General features: G+C 61.4%; 17 protein-coding genes. 12 read left to right on the top strand and 5 right to left on the bottom strand.

Annotated elements, in window-relative coordinates:
- Nucleotides 1-8: 8 nt before the first annotated feature.
- The 3 genes from GGI60_RS09455 to fabD form a co-directional block, all read right to left on the bottom strand.
- On the bottom strand, nucleotides 9-245 hold the full coding sequence (locus GGI60_RS09455) for an acyl carrier protein (RefSeq protein WP_003547058.1): 237 nt from the start codon (nucleotides 243-245) through the stop codon (nucleotides 9-11).
- A gap of 285 nt (nucleotides 246-530) precedes the next feature.
- Nucleotides 531-1,268, bottom strand: a complete 738-nt coding sequence (fabG, locus tag GGI60_RS09460; RefSeq protein WP_183915070.1) for a 3-oxoacyl-[acyl-carrier-protein] reductase — start codon at nucleotides 1,266-1,268, stop codon at nucleotides 531-533.
- Nucleotides 1,269-1,298: 30 nt separating this feature from the next.
- Nucleotides 1,299-2,243 (bottom strand): ACP S-malonyltransferase, encoded by a 945-nt coding sequence (gene fabD / locus GGI60_RS09465; protein WP_183915073.1) that lies wholly within the window; start codon nucleotides 2,241-2,243, stop codon nucleotides 1,299-1,301.
- Nucleotides 2,244-2,452: 209 nt separating this feature from the next.
- On the opposite strand from fabD, the gene GGI60_RS09470 reads away from it, so the two are divergent.
- The 8 genes from GGI60_RS09470 (at nucleotide 2,453) to alr (ending at nucleotide 11,321) form a co-directional block, all read left to right on the top strand.
- A complete protein-coding gene (locus GGI60_RS09470) occupies nucleotides 2,453-3,496 on the top strand; it encodes an aldo/keto reductase (RefSeq protein ID WP_183915075.1) in 1,044 nt (347 codons plus the stop codon).
- A gap of 191 nt (nucleotides 3,497-3,687) precedes the next feature.
- Nucleotides 3,688-5,463, top strand: coding sequence for an adenylate/guanylate cyclase domain-containing protein (locus tag GGI60_RS09475; protein WP_183915077.1), 1,776 nt, complete (start codon nucleotides 3,688-3,690; stop codon nucleotides 5,461-5,463).
- A 255-nt stretch (nucleotides 5,464-5,718) separates the two neighbouring features.
- Nucleotides 5,719-6,177 carry a 30S ribosomal protein S6 gene (rpsF, locus tag GGI60_RS09480; protein ID WP_004680499.1) on the top strand — a complete coding sequence of 153 codons (459 nt, stop codon included), beginning with the start codon at nucleotides 5,719-5,721 and terminating at the stop codon, nucleotides 6,175-6,177.
- Nucleotides 6,178-6,189: 12 nt separating this feature from the next.
- Entirely contained in the window at nucleotides 6,190-6,438 is a 249-nt protein-coding gene (gene rpsR / locus GGI60_RS09485; protein ID WP_004680498.1) for a 30S ribosomal protein S18, read from the top strand.
- Nucleotides 6,439-6,585: 147 nt separating this feature from the next.
- Nucleotides 6,586-7,572 carry a DUF2232 domain-containing protein gene (locus GGI60_RS09490; RefSeq protein ID WP_183915079.1) on the top strand — a complete coding sequence of 329 codons (987 nt, stop codon included), beginning with the start codon at nucleotides 6,586-6,588 and terminating at the stop codon, nucleotides 7,570-7,572.
- Between the two features lie 21 nt (nucleotides 7,573-7,593).
- Nucleotides 7,594-8,172: a 50S ribosomal protein L9 gene (gene rplI, locus GGI60_RS09495; RefSeq protein WP_183915081.1), complete on the top strand. Its 579-nt coding sequence runs from the start codon at nucleotides 7,594-7,596 to the stop codon at nucleotides 8,170-8,172.
- A gap of 372 nt (nucleotides 8,173-8,544) precedes the next feature.
- Entirely contained in the window at nucleotides 8,545-10,041 is a 1,497-nt protein-coding gene (locus GGI60_RS09500; protein ID WP_064692681.1) for a replicative DNA helicase, read from the top strand.
- Nucleotides 10,042-10,160: 119 nt separating this feature from the next.
- Complete coding sequence (gene alr / locus GGI60_RS09505) at nucleotides 10,161-11,321, top strand: alanine racemase (protein ID WP_183915083.1); 1,161 nt, start codon at nucleotides 10,161-10,163, stop codon at nucleotides 11,319-11,321.
- 10 nt (nucleotides 11,322-11,331) lie between these two features.
- On the opposite strand, the gene GGI60_RS09510 is transcribed toward alr, so the two are convergent.
- The gene (locus GGI60_RS09510; RefSeq protein WP_183915085.1) at nucleotides 11,332-11,967 is read right to left on the bottom strand and encodes a LysE family translocator; all 636 of its coding nucleotides are present in this window, start codon (nucleotides 11,965-11,967) and stop codon (nucleotides 11,332-11,334) included.
- A gap of 166 nt (nucleotides 11,968-12,133) precedes the next feature.
- Here GGI60_RS09510 and radA point away from each other — a divergent pair, with 166 nt between their 5' ends.
- From radA to GGI60_RS09530, 4 genes are all read left to right on the top strand, one after another.
- Complete coding sequence (gene radA / locus GGI60_RS09515) at nucleotides 12,134-13,534, top strand: DNA repair protein RadA (RefSeq protein ID WP_183915087.1); 1,401 nt, start codon at nucleotides 12,134-12,136, stop codon at nucleotides 13,532-13,534.
- 90 nt (nucleotides 13,535-13,624) lie between these two features.
- A complete protein-coding gene (locus GGI60_RS09520; protein WP_183915089.1) occupies nucleotides 13,625-14,239 on the top strand; it encodes a CvpA family protein in 615 nt (204 codons plus the stop codon).
- Between the two features lie 223 nt (nucleotides 14,240-14,462).
- Nucleotides 14,463-15,953: an amidophosphoribosyltransferase gene (gene purF, locus GGI60_RS09525; RefSeq protein WP_183915091.1), complete on the top strand. Its 1,491-nt coding sequence runs from the start codon at nucleotides 14,463-14,465 to the stop codon at nucleotides 15,951-15,953.
- A gap of 80 nt (nucleotides 15,954-16,033) precedes the next feature.
- Complete coding sequence (locus GGI60_RS09530; RefSeq protein WP_183915093.1) at nucleotides 16,034-16,774, top strand: SDR family NAD(P)-dependent oxidoreductase; 741 nt, start codon at nucleotides 16,034-16,036, stop codon at nucleotides 16,772-16,774.
- A gap of 9 nt (nucleotides 16,775-16,783) precedes the next feature.
- On the opposite strand, the gene GGI60_RS09535 is transcribed toward GGI60_RS09530, so the two are convergent.
- Nucleotides 16,784-17,533 carry a GH25 family lysozyme gene (locus GGI60_RS09535; protein ID WP_183915095.1) on the bottom strand — a complete coding sequence of 250 codons (750 nt, stop codon included), beginning with the start codon at nucleotides 17,531-17,533 and terminating at the stop codon, nucleotides 16,784-16,786.
- Nucleotides 17,534-17,805 lie beyond the last annotated feature (272 nt).

Consider the following 17,805-nt stretch of genomic DNA (forward strand, 5'->3'; position numbering starts at 1 on the left):
CTACAGGATCAGGCCTGGGCCTTCTCAATAAACTTCACTGCATCGCCAACCGTCAGGATCGAGTCGGCAGCGTCGTCGGGGATTTCAACGCCGAATTCTTCTTCGAAAGCCATGACAAGTTCGACCGTGTCGAGCGAGTCGGCGCCCAGATCGTCGATAAAGCTGGCGCTCTCGACGACCTTGTCGGCATCGACGCCAAGATGATCAATAACAATTTTCTTTACGCGTTCTGCGATATCGCTCATGTCGGTTTCCTCGACCTTATGTCCTGATCGGAATGCCGTTGCGGCACCCTACCCTGTTTCAGCCTGCGATGTATTCAGACATCCTCGGCAAACTCGTTTACCCGGCTTCAGAGATTTCCGAGGCTTGCGAAAAGCCCGCCGGTCCGTCTGCTTTCTCGGGACGACTGTTCACAGTCATGGCCCGCTTAACATGGTTTAAGTCTGCCGCAAAGCCAGAAAATCAACGCTTCGTGATTGCTCAACATGCTATTGGCGGAATTATCCCTGCGCCGATGGTTTGTCGTTTCAGATCATCGCCATGCCGCCGTTTACGTGCAGCGTCTGACCGGTCATGTAGGCAGCCTCGGAGGACGCAAGATAGGCAACCGCCGAAGCGACTTCGCCGCCCGTGCCCATCCGCTTCATCGGGATCGTCCCCATGATAGCTTCCTTCTGTTTATCGTTCAGCTTGCCGGTCATGGCGCTTTCGATGAAGCCGGGTGCGACACAGTTGACGGTCACGTTGCGGGTGGCGATTTCCTGCGCCAGCGACTTGGTGAAACCGATCATGCCGGCCTTGGAGGCGCAATAGTTGGCCTGCCCCGGATTGCCGGTAACGCCGACGACGGAGGTGATGTTGATGATGCGGCCATAACGGCGGCGCATCATCGGGTGCGTCAACTCGCGCGTCAGGCGGAACGTCGACGTCAGATTGACTTCGAGGACGGCGTCCCAGTCCTCGTCGCTCATGCGCACGAAGAGGCCGTCCCTGGTGATGCCGGCATTATTGACGAGGATATCGACGCCTTCGAGTTCGGCTTCGGCCTTCTGGCCGAGCGCCTTGACCTCGTCGCGGTCCGACAGGTTGGCCGGGAAGATCTTGACGCGCTCGCCGAGCTCGGCCGCCAGCGCTTCCAGCTTCTCGACGCGGGTGCCGTGCAGGCCGACGATGGCGCCCTGCTTATGAAGAAGGCGGGCGATTTCCTCGCCGATACCACCCGATGCGCCGGTGACGAGAGCCTTGCGGCCGGAAAGATCGAACATGGAAACGTTCCTTATATCTGGAGATATCAATCAGGCCATGAGGGCGGCGACGGCCGCGTCGATATCCGCCGGGCCGCCGATGGAGATGCCGTTGACTGTTTTGTCGATGCGGCGAGCAAGACCGGTCAGCACCTTGCCGGAACCGAGTTCATAAAGCGTGGTGACGCCATTGCCGGCGAACCACTCCACGGTCTCGCGCCAGCGGACCTGGCCGGTCACCTGTTCGACCAGGAGGTTCGCGATCTCGTCGGCACCGGTCACAGGGGCGGCGCGAACATTGGCGATGAGGGGCACGAGCGGATCGGACTTGGCGACCGTCGCCAGCGCCGCGCGCATGGCCTCGGCCGCAGGCGCCATCAGCTTGGAATGAAAGGGAGCCGAGACCGGCAGCAGGATGGCGCGCTTGGCGCCCTTATCGGTTGCCAGGCCGGCCGCCTTTTCGACGGCAGCCTTCTCGCCCGAGATGACGATCTGGCCGCCGCCATTGTCGTTGGCGATCTGGCAGGCGCCGGTGGCGGCAGCCTCTTCGCAGACGGCGACGACATCGGCATGTTCCAGTCCGATGATCGCCGCCATGGCACCGACGCCGACGGGAACGGCGGCCTGCATGGCATTGCCGCGAATGCGCAGCAGCCGCGCCGTATCGGCGAGTGAAAAGGTGCCGGCGGCGCAAAGTGCCGAATATTCGCCGAGCGAGTGGCCGGCGACATAGGCGACCTTGGACTTCAGATCCAGCCCCTTGGCTTGGAGAACACGGACCACGGCGATCGAGACGGCCATCAGCGCCGGCTGGGCGTTCGCCGTCAAGGTCAACGTGTCCTCGGGACCGTTGAACATGACGTCCGAAAGCTTTTCACCGAGCGCCTCGTCGACTTCTTCGAAAACGGCGCGGGCTTCCGCGAAATTCTCGGCCAGATCCTTGCCCATGCCGACGGCCTGACTGCCCTGGCCGGGAAAAGTGAAAGCAATGGTCATTCTGATGTCCCTGATTGCGCCCCTCGAGGCTGTTTTGCCTCCAATTGACATTCTTTCCGGCAGAGTCAAGTGGCGGCACCTTCTGCGCAAAGCCTTTCGCCCCGGCGCAAAAGCCCGGTTTTTGCTCTTGCGCTCTGTCGAATCCGGCCTAGATTTGCCCGGTCCTCCCAAGGCTTCCATCTCCAGATCGTTCCCAGGGTTTTTTCTCCATGAAGTACAAGTCACTCGGCCGCACAGATATTTCCGTTTCAGAAATCTGCCTTGGCACCATGACCTGGGGCTCGCAGAATAGCGAAACCGACGCGCATGCGCAGATGGATTACGCCGTCGAAAAGGGAGTCAATTTCTTCGATACCGCCGAGCTCTACCCGACAACGCCGGTCTCGCCCGAAACGCAGGGCTGGACCGAAGACTATATCGGCAGCTGGTTCAGCAAATCAGGCAAGCGCAGCGATATCGTGCTGGCCACCAAGGTCGCCGGCCGCGGCCGCGATTATCTGCGCGGCGGCGAGGGCGCGAATGCAAAAAACGTCCGCCTGGCGCTCGAAGCCAGCCTGAAGCGGCTGCAGACCGATTACGTCGATCTCTACCAAGTCCACTGGCCGAACCGCGGCCATTTTCACTTCCGCCAGAACTGGGGCTACAATCCGTTCACCCAGGATCGCGAGAAGGCCGTCGCCAACATGCTCGAGATTCTGGAGACGCTCGGCGCGCTGGTGAAGGAGGGCAAGATCCGCGCGATCGGCCTTTCCAACGAAACCACCTGGGGCATACAGAAATATCTGACGCTCTCCGAACAGAAGAGCCTGCCGCGCGTCGCGAGCGTCCAGAACGAATACAATCTGCTCTACCGCCATTTCGACCTCGATCTCGCCGAGCTCTCGCATCACGAGGACGTCGGACTACTCGCCTATTCACCGCTCGCCGGCGGCATCCTGACCGGCAAATATGTCGATGGCGGCAGGCCGAAGGGGTCGCGCGCTTCGATCAATCCCGATATCGGCGGCCGCCTGCAGCCGTTGCAGGAGCCGGCAACCAAGGCCTATCTGGAAATCGCTGTCCGATACGGTCTCGACCCGGCGGCCATGGCGCTCGCCTTCTGCCTGTCGAGACCCTTCATGACATCGGTCATCATCGGCGCGACGTCGATGAAACAGCTCGATACTGACCTGAGTTCCGTCAATCTCAAGCTGTCGATCGAGGTTTTGGCTGAAATCGAAAAGGTTCACCGCCAGTACCCGATGCCGATGTGAGGCAAACGGACGTCCCGCAATCGATGCGGCCATTCGCGATCGGATCCCTCCCCGCCGAGCGAACATCGCCTAGCCCTCGCACCACGAACTGCAACGCCGAGTTCACGCTCCGGAGGCGATTTCGCTTCTCCGTTCTCGGCATTTCAGCTAGATTTATATAGTTCTGGCGGCGCCGCAGGAGCGCTCACCCCGTGGAACGAAAGCTAGCAGTGATACTTGCCGGCGACGTTGCCGGTTACACTCGCCTTGTTGCAGCCAACGAGGAAGACGCCCTTGCGACACTCAGTGTCTATGGCGCCACCATCGGTGATCTGGTGCGCGAGCATGGCGGGCGGATTTTCGGCAGCGCCGGAGATAGCGTGGTCGCCGAATTCCACAGCGCAGTACAAGGCGTCCGTGCAGCCGTCGCGATCCAGCGCGCCCTCCATCGCCGAAATGCGGACCTGCCTGTGGATCGACGCATGGAGTTCCGCCTTGGGCTCAACCTCGGCGATGTCGTCGTCTCCGGAGACAACTTGCTTGGCGACGGCGTGAACGTCGCCGCCCGCCTTCAAGAAGTGGCGCTGCCTTCAGGTATCTGCATTTCCGGGGCTTTGCGGGAGCAGATCGAGGGCAAGCTGGACTTTCCGCTCGTGTCGATGGGCGATCGCGCTCTGAAAAACATTCCCCGCCCCGTGCCCGTGCATCGGGTTGACTGGAGCCGCGAGGACCCTGTTGAAGCGGGGGTGCTCGGCGGACCACTCAGACTGCCTGACAAACCGTCGATCGCCGTATTACCCTTCGTCAACATGTCCGATGACCCGGAGCAGGAGTTCTTCGCCGATGGCTTGACCGAAGACATCATCACGGCGCTCTCGCTTTATCGCTGGTTTTTCGTCATCGCTCAGAACTCGTCCTTTGTGTTTAAGGGGCGCGCGGTTGATGTGAAGCAAATCGGGCGCGATCTCGGCGTGCGCTATATCGTAGAAGGCAGCGTGCGCAGGGTCGGGATGCGTATTCGCGTCACAGGCCAGTTGATCGAGGCGGAAAGCGGCGTGCACCTCTGGGCACAACGCTACGACCGTGAAATCGCCGATATCTTCGCCATTCAGGACGAACTTACCCAAAACGTCGTCGGGGCCATCGAGCCTGAAATCCTTATCGGCGAGAGCCGCCGTGCGCTGCTGCGAACCACGGACAACCTGGATGCCTACGAGAGCCACATGCGCGGCACCTGGCTGCATAACGCACAGGATACGGCAGAGCATTTCACCGAGGCCATCATCTGGCATCGGCGAGCCATCGAACTCGATCCCAGCTTTGCGCGCGCCCACATGATGTTGGCCCGCTCGCTCTACGCCCGCTGTCTCCGCGGCTTCAGCGACGACGTCGACAGGGACAGCACTGAACTTCGCCTCGAGGCAGAGCGTGCTGTCGCGCTCGACCCGCGCGATCCCTACTCTCATTATGTTATGTGCCTCGGCCATTTTGCGGCCCATAACGCTCCAGCCGCGGTCGAGGCGTCCCAGCAGGCGATCGATCTCAACCCCAATTTTGCACTAGCGCATATGGCGCTCGGATGGGCTCGCATTTTCGCCGGCCATTTCGCCGAAGCCTGCGACCCGCTCCACATGGCCCTGCGGCTCAGTCCGCATGACCCCTTTACCTATCTCTTTTTCGACCGACTAGCGTTGTCTCATTACCATCTCGGCAACTACGAGGAGGCCACTCACTATTCCGAACGCGGACTGTCGCTCCGCCGCGCCTATTTCAACCGACTCGTGCTCCTCGCGAGTCTAGGACAGCTCGATCGCCACGACGAAGCGCGGCGGCTAATACCGGAAATTCTAGCACACGCACCGATGGACCTCGAACACTACTGGAAGTTTCTGACACCATATGTCGCCACCAACCACTACGACCATTTCGTCGACGGTTTACGCAAAGCAGGACTACCTTTGTTGAACTCGCCGCGAGAACAATGCTGACTGTCCCTTGCGTTTCGCGCAAAAATCCGTATAAGCGCGCCTGTTCGTTAGCCCGGTCTTCTGGCTGGTGGCTGAACGGAGGGCCGGTTTCCTCTCGGAAATCGTTCGGAACGGAAGCGTTCCAGCCTCCCGTGTCTCCGCTCTCGACCGTCTCGGAAACGCTTTTCTTGCCTGGGTCAGCCCAATCAGGAGCAGTCGTTGAGGCTTAGCCGCCGAATACCGGGTTGAACCAAACGCAAGAAAGGCAAAGCTGTCATGGCTCTTTATGAACATGTATTCCTTGCCCGGCAGGATATTTCCGCTCAGCAGGTCGATGCCCTCGTAGAACAGTACAAGGGTGTGATCGAAGCAAACGGCGGCAAGGTCGGGCGTATCGAGAATTGGGGCCTCAAGTCCCTCACCTACCGCATCAAGAAGAACCGTAAGGCGCACTATGCGCTGATGGACATTGATGCCCCGGCTGCTGCGATCCAGGAAATGGAACGCCAGATGCGCATCAGCGAAGACGTCCTTCGCTACATGACCATCGCCGTCGAAAAGCACGAAGAAGGCCCGTCTGCCATGCTGCAGAAGCGCGACCGCGACGACCGCGGCCCGCGTGAAGGCGGCGACCGTGGCCCGCGCCGCGAATTCGGTGATCGTCCGCCGCGCCGTGACGGCGACTTCCAGCGTGGTCCGCGTCCCGATCGCGCCCCCCGCGAAGACCGTGCATAAGGAGATATAAGAATGTCTGAAGCTTCCTCCGCACCGGTCCGCCGCCCGTTCCATCGCCGCCGCAAGACCTGCCCGTTCTCCGGCGCAAACGCTCCGCGGATCGACTACAAGGACGTCCGCCTGCTGCAGCGCTACATTTCCGAGCGCGGCAAGATCGTTCCGTCCCGCATCACGGCCGTTTCCCAGAAGAAGCAGCGCGAACTCGCCCAGGCGATCAAGCGCGCCCGTTTCCTCGGCCTGCTGCCGTACGTCGTCGCCTAATAGAATATGTGACCCCCGGATTTCTGATCCGGGGGTTGCTCCCTTCCGCGATGGGCGCGGATCGGAACTGTTAAAACCCATGTTGAGACGTTTCTGAATTCGATTCAGCAACATCCTCTAACTGCTTGATGAAGCAGGACAGCGACCTTGAAACGACTGGATCTTAAAACGCTTCTGACCGGCGCACTCGCCGGCTTGACCGCTGCCCTGCTGGTGCTGGGCGCGAGCGTGCAGCCGTCGTTTTTTAGTGCGTTCCTCTATACTGCTTCGGCACTGCCGATCCTGCTTGTCGGGCTCGGCTGGGGCAATGTCGCCGCCATTGTGGCCGTCGTCACTGCAGCTGCACTCGGCGCGGTCTTCATCTCGCCCTCCTTCGCGCTGATCATGACGCTGGTGACGCTGCTGCCGGCCGGCTGGCTCAGCCACCTCGCCAATCTCGCCCGCCCCGCATCCGAACTCGGCGGTCCGGACCACCTGCTCGCCTGGTATCCGCTCTCCGATATCCTGCTGCATCTTTGCGGCCTGGTGACGTTCGCCGTCATCGTCATCGGTGTGATGATCGGCTACGGGCCCGAGATCACCGATTCGATCGTCGACCTGCTGATTGCCTCGGTCAAGCAGCAGCAGCCGGAATTCATGCCGGATCCGGCGGCGACCGCGCAGACCAAATCGGTGATCCTGCTGATGCTGCCGGCTTTGCAGGGCGGCATATGGGTGACGATGCTGTTCGCTGCCTATTATTTCGCGGTGCGCATTGTCGCAGCATCCGGCCGCGGCCTTCGCCCCCGCGAGGACATTCCCTCGTCGCTGCGCATGAACCGCAACTCGATCTTCATCTTCCTCGCCGGGCTTGCCGCCTGCTTCTTCGGCGGCGTTCCGGCGCTGATCGGCGCAACCGTGATCGGCACTTTCGGCGCTGGCTTCATGCTCTCCGGATTCGCCTCGCTGCATTTCCGCACGCGCGGCAAGGACTGGCGTTTGCCGGCCCTCATCCTCTGCTACCTGGCTTCGATGCTCATGCTGCTGCCAGCCCTCCTCATCCTGGTCGTGGGTCTTAGCGATACGCGCAAGGCGATCGCGCTGACCCCGACGAAAGATGCCGATACCCCGAAGCAATCCGATACGAAAATCTGAGACACAAGAAAGGAAAAGAAAATGGAAGTCATCCTTCTCGAACGCATCTCCAAGCTCGGCCAGATGGGCGAAACCGTAAAGGTTCGCGACGGCTTTGCCCGCAACTACCTGCTGCCGCTCGGCAAGGCGCTGCGCGCCAACGCCGCCAACAAGACCCGCTTCGAAGCCGAGCGCGCGACACTTGAAGCCCGCAACCTCGAGCGCAAGTCGGAAGCCCAGAAGGTCGCCGACGTTCTCGACGGCAAGTCCTTCATCGTTGTGCGCTCCGCCGGCGAAACCGGCCAGCTCTACGGCTCGGTCGCTGCCCGTGACGTCGTCGAGATTCTCGCCGCCGAAGGCTTCAACATCGGCCGCAACCAGGTGCACCTGAACACGCCGATCAAGGCGATCGGCCTGCACAAGGTCGAGCTGCAGCTGCATGCCGAAGTCGAAATCCATGTCGAGCTGAACGTTGCCCGTTCCGCCGAAGAGGCTGAGCGCCAGGCCAAGGGCGAAGAACTCACCTCGGTCGACGCGATCTACGGCGTCGACGAAGACGCGCTGCGTCCGGAAGATTTCTTCGATCCGGAAGCCGACGGCATCGACGAAGACGAAGCATAAGGTTCGCCGGACACAATCCGCGACAGGAAGCCCGGCCGTTGCGCCGGGCTTTTTCGTTCGTCCGCTTGATGGGAAACAACCGGGGAGATCACCTTTTACCGGGGGATTTCCCGATGTTTTTGCTGCGTGCCCGATGTCATCGCGTTACCATGTCCATCTCCGGAACGAATGAGCTGAGTCGGCTCCGTGCCGTGTCCTCAGGGTGACACTTCCGGTATTTCTCGCTTGTGTCGCTGAGGACTGTGGAGAAGTCGAACAACGTGCACAGCGTTCGAGATTAAGGCGATGCGGGCCTCCGCTCCTTTGCAGCCCCTTGATTTTCTCCATCCGGAATTGCAAATCCGGAGTTGGAACAAGACAGAACGGATGATGATGAACGACGCCGCAAGAAAGATTGCAGCCGTTGCTCCCTCGGAGCAGCATTATCGCGAAGCACCCAACAACATCGAAGCCGAGCAGGCGCTTCTGGGTGCCATCCTGATGAACAACGACGCCTATTACCGGGTGTCGGATTTCCTCAAGCCGATCCATCTCTATGAACCGCTGCACCGGAAGATATTCGAGGTCGCCGGCGACATCATCCGCATGGGCAAGATCGCCAACCCGGTGACGATCAAGACCTTCCTCAAGGCCGACGAGAAGGTCGGCGACATGACGGTTTCGCAATATCTTGCAAGCCTGGTCAGCAATGCGGTCACCGTCATCAACGCCGAGGATTACGGAAGGGCGATCTATGATCTGGCGCTGCGCCGGGCGCTGATCACCATCGGCGAGGACGTCGTCAACATCGCCTATGACGCGCCGCTCGACATGCCACCGCAGTCGCAAATCGAGGATACCGAACGCCGGCTGTTCGAGCTCGCCGAAAATGGCCGTTATGATGGCGGCTTCCAGTCGTTCAACGATGCGGTGGCGCTCGCCATTGACATGGCGGCCGTCGCCAAGGAACGCGACGGTGGCCTTTCCGGCATTTCCACCGGCATCCATTCGCTTGATGCCAAGATGGGCGGCCTGCAGCGTTCGGACTTGATCATCCTCGCCGGACGCCCCGGCATGGGCAAGACCTCGCTTGCCACCAACATCGCCTACAATATCGCCGCCGCCTACGAGGGAGAAGTGCAGTCGGACGGCAGCATGAAGGCCAAGAATGGCGGCGTCGTCGGCTTCTACTCGCTCGAAATGTCGTCAGAACAGCTCGCAACCCGTATCATCTCCGAACAGACGGAAGTCTCCTCCTCGAAGATCCGCCGCGGCGACATCAACGATGCCGATTTCGAAAAGCTCGTCGCCTGCTCGATGATGATGCAGAAGGTGCCGCTCTATATCGACCAGACCGGCGGCATCTCGATCGCCCAACTTTCGGCGCGCGCGCGCCGTCTCAAGCGTCAACGCGGCCTCGACGTGCTCGTGGTCGACTACGTGCAGCTGATGACCGGTTCGGGCAAGTCAAGCGACAACCGCGTCCAGGAAATCACCCAGATCACCACCGGCCTGAAGGCGCTCGGCAAGGAGCTCAACGTTCCGATCATTGCGCTGTCGCAGCTGTCGCGTCAGGTTGAAAGCCGCGACGACAAGCGGCCGCAGCTTTCCGACCTTCGTGAATCCGGTTCGATCGAGCAGGACGCCGACGTCGTGCTCTTCGTGTTCCGCGAGGAATATTACGTCAAGAACCAGGAGCCGCGCGATCCCCACGATCCGAAATATCCGGAATGGGAAGCGCTGTTCGACAAGGTGAAGGGCACGGCCGACGTCATCATAGCCAAGCAGCGTCACGGGCCGACGGGCACGGTGAAGCTCGCCTTCCAGGCGGAATTCACGCGTTTTGCCGATCTCGCCGATCCCTCCTTCATACAATATGAAGAGCATTGATCACGATGAAGAGCATTGATCACGGTGCGGCTGTCATCCGGCCTCGGCCTTTCCCTCGACAGGGTTGAGCTTTAGACTGGCCGGAGAATCCTTCTCCGGCCTCTTTTTCGACGGGGATCATGAGCGAATTTCTGGACGCCTCAGACGACGACAATTTTGCCTCGGCGGGTCTGCGGCTGACCGTCGACCTCAGCGCGCTGACGGAAAACTGGCGCGACATGGCGCGCCGCTCGGGCGCCGCGCGCGCCGCAGCCGTTGTCAAGGCCGATGCCTACGGCCTTGGCATCGAGGATGCCGGCGAAGCGCTCTACACGGCAGGCGCACGGGATTTCTTCGTCGCGACCGTCGATGAGGGCGTGACACTTCGCCTCTATGCGCCGGATGCGCGCATCTTCGTGCTGGCAGGCATATGGCCGGGCACGGAACGGCGCTTCTTCGACAATGACCTGGTGCCGGTGATTTCCTCCGACGAGCAGTTCGCCTTCTGGATGGCGGTGCTTGCCGATTATGGCGATTACCCTTGCGCGCTGCATGTCGACACCGGCTTCAACCGGCTGGGGCTGCGTATCGACGATGCGATCGCGCTTGCTGACGACGTCTCACGGCCGGCAAGCTTCGCACCGGTGCTTGTCATGAGCCACCTCGCCTGCGGAGACGATCCCACCCACGTCATGAACCGGCAACAGCTCGAATCATTCCGCAGGGTTACCGCCGCCTATGAAGGAATCGATTCAAGCCTTGCCGCCTCGGCGGGCATCTTTCTCGGCGAGGACTATCACTTCAACCTGACCCGCCCCGGCATCGCGCTCTATGGCGGCGAAGCTGTCTTCGGCATGGCGAACCCGATGCGCCCGGTCGCCACCGCTGAGGCGCGCGTCATCCAGGTGCGCAGCGTCGAAGCCGGTGAGAGCGTCAGCTACGGGCGGGCGCTGCAGTTGCGCCGCGACAGCCGGCTGGCGATCGTCTCGGCCGGTTATGCCGACGGCTATATGCGCAGCCAGTCGAGCGGCGGCGTGCCGCTGCGCCAGGCTGTGCCGCAGGGCGGACATGGCTTCATCGCCGGACACAAGGTTCCGGTCGCCGGCCGGATCACCATGGATCTGACGATCTTCGACGTCACCGATCTGCCTGAAAACGCGGTGCGAGCCGGGGACTATGTCGAGCTGTTCGGAAAGAATATGGCTCTGGACGAGGTGGCACGCGCGGCAGGAACGATCGGATATGAGATTCTGACCAGTATGGGGCTTCGCCACGAACGGCGCTATGTAGCCGAAGAGTAGTGTTTGTCCGTCAGTGGCTGATGAGCGCGAGACGCACGCCGAGCGCTACGAAAAGCGCGCCGAGGCCGCGATCGAGCCACCGCTCGATTTTGCGATTATTTTTAAGGATGTCTGCGAGGCGCCCGCCGAGAAGGACGAGCGGCGGCTCGATGAATGCAGCGACGCCTATGATTAACCCGCCGTGGAGCATCAATTGAGCCCAGGTCGGCCCTGCGCCTTCGACCACGAATTGCGGCAGGAAGGCCAGGAAGAATATCGCGACTTTCGGATTGAGGAGCGACACCAGGACACCCTGCCGGTAGATTTTTCCGACCGGCATTTGTTCGCGCGCTGCCTTCATAAGGCCGTCACCGCCCCCGGCGCGCAAAGCCTGAATGCCTAACCAGACGAGGTAGGCCGCACCAACCCATTTGACGGCGGAAAAGGCGACGGCCGAGGCCGCCAGCACGGCCGAAAGACCCAGTGCCGCCATCAGAACGTGCAAGCAGGCACCCGACCAGACGCCGAACAGCGCCGAAAAACCGGCGCGTTTCCCGCCTCTCATCGTGTGGCCGAGGATAAAGGCGATGTCGGGGCCTGGCGAGAGGTTGAGCAAAACCGCCGCCGACAAAAATGCAAGCCAGTGCGCAAGCGAATAATCGAACATCTTCTACCGTTCCGGATGAGCAGGAACGAAAAGCATAGGCACGGCAAACGCTGATGGGGAAATCATTACTTTTGATCCGTCGCGATAGCCATTATCTCAAGCACGACAATGATTCGATGAAGCACGCGTCGGCTTCATCTGGGCAACTCGACCGAAAGAGCGATTGATGGCGAAGGCCAGGACACAGTTCATCTGCCAGAATTGCGGCGCGGTGCACAACCGCTGGGCCGGCAAATGCGACAGTTGCGGAGAGTGGAATACCATTGTCGAAGAAGATCCGATGGGCGGCATCGGTTCCGGCCCCGGCAAGACGCCGAAGAAGGGCCGTCCTGTAACGCTGACGGCGCTTTCGGGCGAGATCGAGGAAGCGCCCCGAATCCACACCGCCATGTCGGAGCTCGACCGGGCGCTCGGCGGCGGTTTTGTGCGCGGCTCGGCGGTGCTGATCGGCGGCGATCCCGGCATCGGCAAATCGACGCTGCTGATGCAGGCGGCCGCGGCCCTTGCGCGGCGCGGCCACAAGATCATCTACGTCTCCGGCGAGGAGGCGGTGGCGCAGGTTCGCCTGAGGGCGCAGCGTCTTGCGGCAGCCGATACCGACGTGATGCTGGCGGCCGAAACCAATGTCGAGGATATTCTGGCGACGCTCGCCGAAGGCAAACGTCCTGATCTCGTCATTATCGATTCCATCCAGACGCTCTGGAGCGAGCTTGCCGAATCCGCGCCGGGGACGGTGACGCAGGTGCGCACCGGCGTGCAGTCGATGATCCGGTTCGCCAAGCAGACGGGTGCGGCCATGGTGCTCGTCGGGCATGTGACCAAGGACGGGCAGATCGCCGGGCCGCGCGTCGTCGAGCACATGGTCGATGCGGTGCTCTATTTCGAAGGCGATCGCGGCCATCACTACCGAATCCTGCGCACAGTCAAGAACCGCTTCGGCCCGACCGACGAGATCGGCGTGTTCGAAATGTCCGACAGAGGTTTACGCGAAGTCGCCAATCCGTCCGAACTCTTTCTTGGCGAGCGCAACGAAAAATCACCGGGTGCGGCCGTCTTCGCCGGCATGGAAGGCACGCGGCCCGTGCTCGTCGAGGTGCAGGCGCTTGTGGCGCCGACCTCACTCGGCACGCCGCGGCGCGCCGTGGTCGGCTGGGATTCGGCCCGGCTTTCGATGATCCTGGCGGTGCTGGAGGCCCATTGCGGCGTCAGGCTCGGCCAGCACGACGTCTATCTCAACGTCGCCGGCGGCTACCGCATCTCAGAACCGGCGGCCGATCTCGCCGTCGCCTCGGCGCTTGTTTCCTCGTTGGCCGGTATTGCCCTTCCCGCCGATTGCGTCTATTTCGGCGAAGTCAGCCTGTCGGGCGCTATCCGACCGGTTGCGCACACCGCCCAGCGCCTCAAGGAAGCCGAGAAGCTGGGCTTTTCGACAGCGCTGCTTCCTTCCGCCTCCGCCGAGTTGCCGAAGGGTTCAGGCGGGCGATGGAACGAGGTCGAAAGCCTGCCGGATCTGGTCGCGCGCATCGCCGGATCGAAGGGAGCGCTGCGTGTGGAAGACGAGGTTTGATCCTTTCATTGCCGGGAACGGTGATGATATAGGAAGCACACGATAAGGCACGACACGGCCGCCAAGCGGCAGTCCTGGAGTTGAATTTACATGCCCATTACGATTTTTGACGGTATTGTCATCGGCGTCGTGCTCTTCTCCGCCGTACTGGCGATGGTCCGCGGCTTCTCCCGCGAGATCCTTTCGATCGCAAGCTGGGGCGGCTCGGCCGCCGCCGCCTACTACCTTTATCCGTACCTGCTGCCTTATGCCAAGAAATACACCGATGACGACCGCATCGCGATCGCCGGTTCGGCCGCGGTCGTCTTCCTGATCGCACTCATCGTCATCTCCTTCATCACCATGAAGATCGCCGATTTCATCATCGACAGCCGCATTGGCGCGCTCGACCGCACGCTCGGCTTCCTGTTCGGCGCGGCGCGCGGCCTGCTGCTGATGGTCGTCGCCGTCGCTTTCTGGAACTGGCTCGTCGATGTCGACCACCGCCCGGCCTGGGTCAATGACGCCAAGTCGAAACCCTTCCTGGACTCGATGGTCGTGAAGCTGAAGGCCGTCCTGCCGGAGCAATTTGCCCAGATGATCGAGGCAAGCTTCCGTGATAAGATGCAGTCGCCGGCACAGGGCGGCGAAGGCACCACACCGGCTACCGATCAGGCTCCGGCGGAAGACGCGCCTGCAGGCGGCACACAGCAGCGGACGAATTGATACAGTGTTCAAGACCTTGACCCGCCGTTCGGCAATTGCCATTTGAGCGGGACGTGAAATAAGGGTCCGGCCGGGCATTCAGCTCCGCCGGACCTCAGCCGTTTCAGAGCCGGCGAGCGGGCTTTGAAAGCGGATGTCGTTCAGCATGACGTTATCGGATCAGTTTCCGATATATGATACTGGAAATGCCGATCCATTCTTGTGAGAGCAGAGGCCCGCAGAAATGAACCAGTCCCATTCCTTCCCGACCGACGATCCGCTCGACGGAGATACACTGCATGAGGAATGCGGCGTTTTCGGAATTCTGGGACATCCCGATGCCGCCGCACTCACGGCTCTCGGCCTGCATGCCCTGCAGCATCGCGGACAAGAAGCGGCCGGCATCGTCTCCTTCGACGGCAAGCGCTTCTACCAGGAGCGCCATATGGGTCTCGTCGGCGATCACTATACCAATCCGATGACGCTCGCCCGCCTGCCCGGCAGCATATCGATCGGCCATACCCGTTACTCCACAACAGGCGAAGTGGCGATGCGCAACGTGCAGCCGCTCTTTGCCGAACTGGAAGAAGGCGGTATCGCCGTTGCCCATAACGGCAATTTCACCAATGGCCTGACGCTGCGCCGCCAGATCATCGCCACCGGCGCCATCTGTCAGTCGACCTCCGATACGGAAGTCGTGCTGCATCTCATCGCCCGCTCCCGTCACGCGTCCACCTCCGACCGTTTCATCGATGCGATCCGCCAGATGGAAGGCGGCTATTCCATGCTCGCCATGACGCGCACCAAGCTGATCGCCGCGCGCGATCCGACCGGCATCCGCCCGCTTGTCATGGGCGAACTTGACGGCAAGCCAATCTTCTGCTCGGAAACCTGCGCGCTCGATATTATCGGCGCGAAGTTCATCCGCGATGTCGAAAACGGCGAAGTCATCATCTGTGAAATCCAGCCCGACGGCTCGATCAGCATCGATGCCCGCAAGCCCGGCAAGCCGCAGCCGGAGCGCCTCTGCCTGTTCGAATATGTCTATTTCGCCCGGCCGGATTCGGTCGTCGGCGGCCGCAACGTCTATACGACACGCAAGAACATGGGCATGAACCTTGCCAAGGAAGCGCCGGTCGAGGCCGAGGTGGTCGTTCCGGTGCCGGACGGCGGCACACCTGCGGCGCTCGGTTATGCGCAGGAAAGCGGCATTCCCTTCGAGTACGGCATCATCCGCAACCATTATGTCGGCCGCACCTTCATCGAGCCGACGCAGCAGATTCGCGCCTTCGGCGTGAAGCTGAAGCATTCCGCCAACCGGGCGATGATCGAAGGCAAGCGTGTCGTGCTGGTCGATGACTCCATCGTGCGCGGCACAACGTCGCTGAAGATCGTGCAGATGATCCGCGAAGCCGGCGCGCGCGAAGTTCATCTCCGCGTCGCAAGCCCGATGATCTTCTTCCCGGATTTCTACGGCATCGACACGCCCGATGCCGACAAGCTGCTCGCCAACCAATATGCCGATGTCGAAGCCATGGCCAAGTATATCGGCGCGGATTCGCTCGCCTTCCTGTCGATCGACGGACTTTATCGCGCCGTCGGCGGCGAGGACCGCAATCCGGCCCGCCCGCAATTCACCGACCACTACTTCACCGGTGACTACCCGACCCGTCTGCTCGACAAGAACGGCGAGTCCATGGGCAACAAGCTTTCGATGCTTGCCAGCAACGGCTGAGCCGCTTGCCACTTTGACTTTCGCTTCCGAGGGGCCTCATTGCGCCCCTCACCTTCGCAAGCCAATCCGGAACCGGACAGATGAACATCAATCTTGAGGGCAAGATCGCACTCGTCACCGGTGCGTCGCGCGGCATCGGCTATTTCACTGCGCTGGAACTTGCCAAAGCCGGCGCCCATGTCATTGCCTGCGCCCGCACGGTCGGCGGGCTCGAGGATCTCGACGATGCGATCAAGGCGGTCGGCGGTAGCGCGACCCTGGTGCCCTTCGATCTCGCCGATATGAACGCGATCGATGCGCTCGGCGGCTCGATCTTCGAGCGCTGGGGCAGGCTCGACATCCTCGTCGCCAATGCCGGCGTGCTCGGCGTCATCTCGCCGATCGGCCACATCGAGGCGAAGGTGTTCGAAAAGGTGATGACCATCAACGTGACGGCGACATGGCGGCTGATCCGCTCGGTCGATCCGCTGCTCGCCCGCTCGGATGCCGGCCGCGCCGTCATCCTGTCGTCGGGGGCCGCGCACAAATGCCGCCCCTTCTGGAGCGCCTACTCCGCATCAAAAGCTGCTGTGGAGGCGCTCACCCGCACCTGGGCCGGCGAGACACAGTCGACGCCGCTGCGCATCACCAGCGTCGATCCGGGCGCGACCCGCACCGCCATGCGGGCGCAGGCCGTGCCGGGCGAAGATCCGCAGACGCTGCCGCACCCTTCCGAGGTCGCCAAGGCGATCCTGCCGCTTCTGGGCCCCGGCGTGACCGAAACGGGCAAGCTGTTCATCGTGCGGGAAAACAAGCTCGCCGATTATCGGCTGCCGGAATAGATCGACGCCTCAGTTCGATGCAACGGCCGGAAACAGGTGAGCGAAGCCGGTTTCCGACGGGCAGAGCGCATTCAGATCCACCGCCCCCTGAATGCCGTTTACCGTGCCGTTGTCGGCAAATTGCCAGATCGACCAGCGGCCACAGCCTTCCTGCGTCGGCTCCTTGAATATGCTTCGCAGCCAGAGGTAATGCTCGGGGAAGCGGGCCTCATTGCCTTTCAAATAGTGATCGAAGAATTCCTGGGTGACGTAAAAGATCGGCCTTTCCGGAAAGGTGGCTTTCAGCTCGGTGAAGAAGGCATTCACCTCCGTCGCCATTTCCTCGAGCGTCGGGACCTTGTTGCAATTGCCGACAAACTCCAGATCGACCGCGATCGGCAATGTTCCCGGCGTCTTCGGCACGGTCGCCAGGACATTCTGCGCCTGATCCTTGCCCGGGCGGCAGAAAGTGAAGAAATGATAGGCGCCCCTGACCACTCCGGCATCGCCGGCACGCTGCCAGTTCTCCGCGAACCTCGAATCCCGGTGGTCGCCGCCTTCGGTCGCCTTCATGATCGCAAAGCGTATGTTCGGCTGCTCCGCCACCGTCTTCCAATCGATGTCGCCCTGGTGATGGCTGACATCGATGCCCTGGATCGGATACCGCGATAGGGATGGATTGTTGAAGCGAAGCATGCCGAAATCGTACGCTAAATATGCAGCGGATGCGACCACCAGAATTGCGGCCGCTCCGACACTCCACCGAACCACGCTCCCCACTCATTCCTCCCCTATTTTCAGCAGCCTCTCGACCGGCTACAAGCGATATGTGCCGGGAAAATGGCGGACGCGCCGAGCCGCCGGATCGTTCCTCGCCCCTCTTGACCAAACGTCATTCCCGCGCCATAAAACGCGGCATGAAAACGGTTATCTGCATTATCTGCGGAAAGATTATTCGCTAGCGCACGCGCTGGCCCGGCCGTTTTCGTCTCCCCAATAGTCAAGATGCGAAACGCCCTGGCCTGCGGGTCGCAATATTTTTCTGATCGTGC

It is taken from the genome of Rhizobium lentis (assembly GCF_014200175.1).
GTDB lineage: Bacteria > Pseudomonadota > Alphaproteobacteria > Rhizobiales > Rhizobiaceae > Rhizobium > Rhizobium mulingense.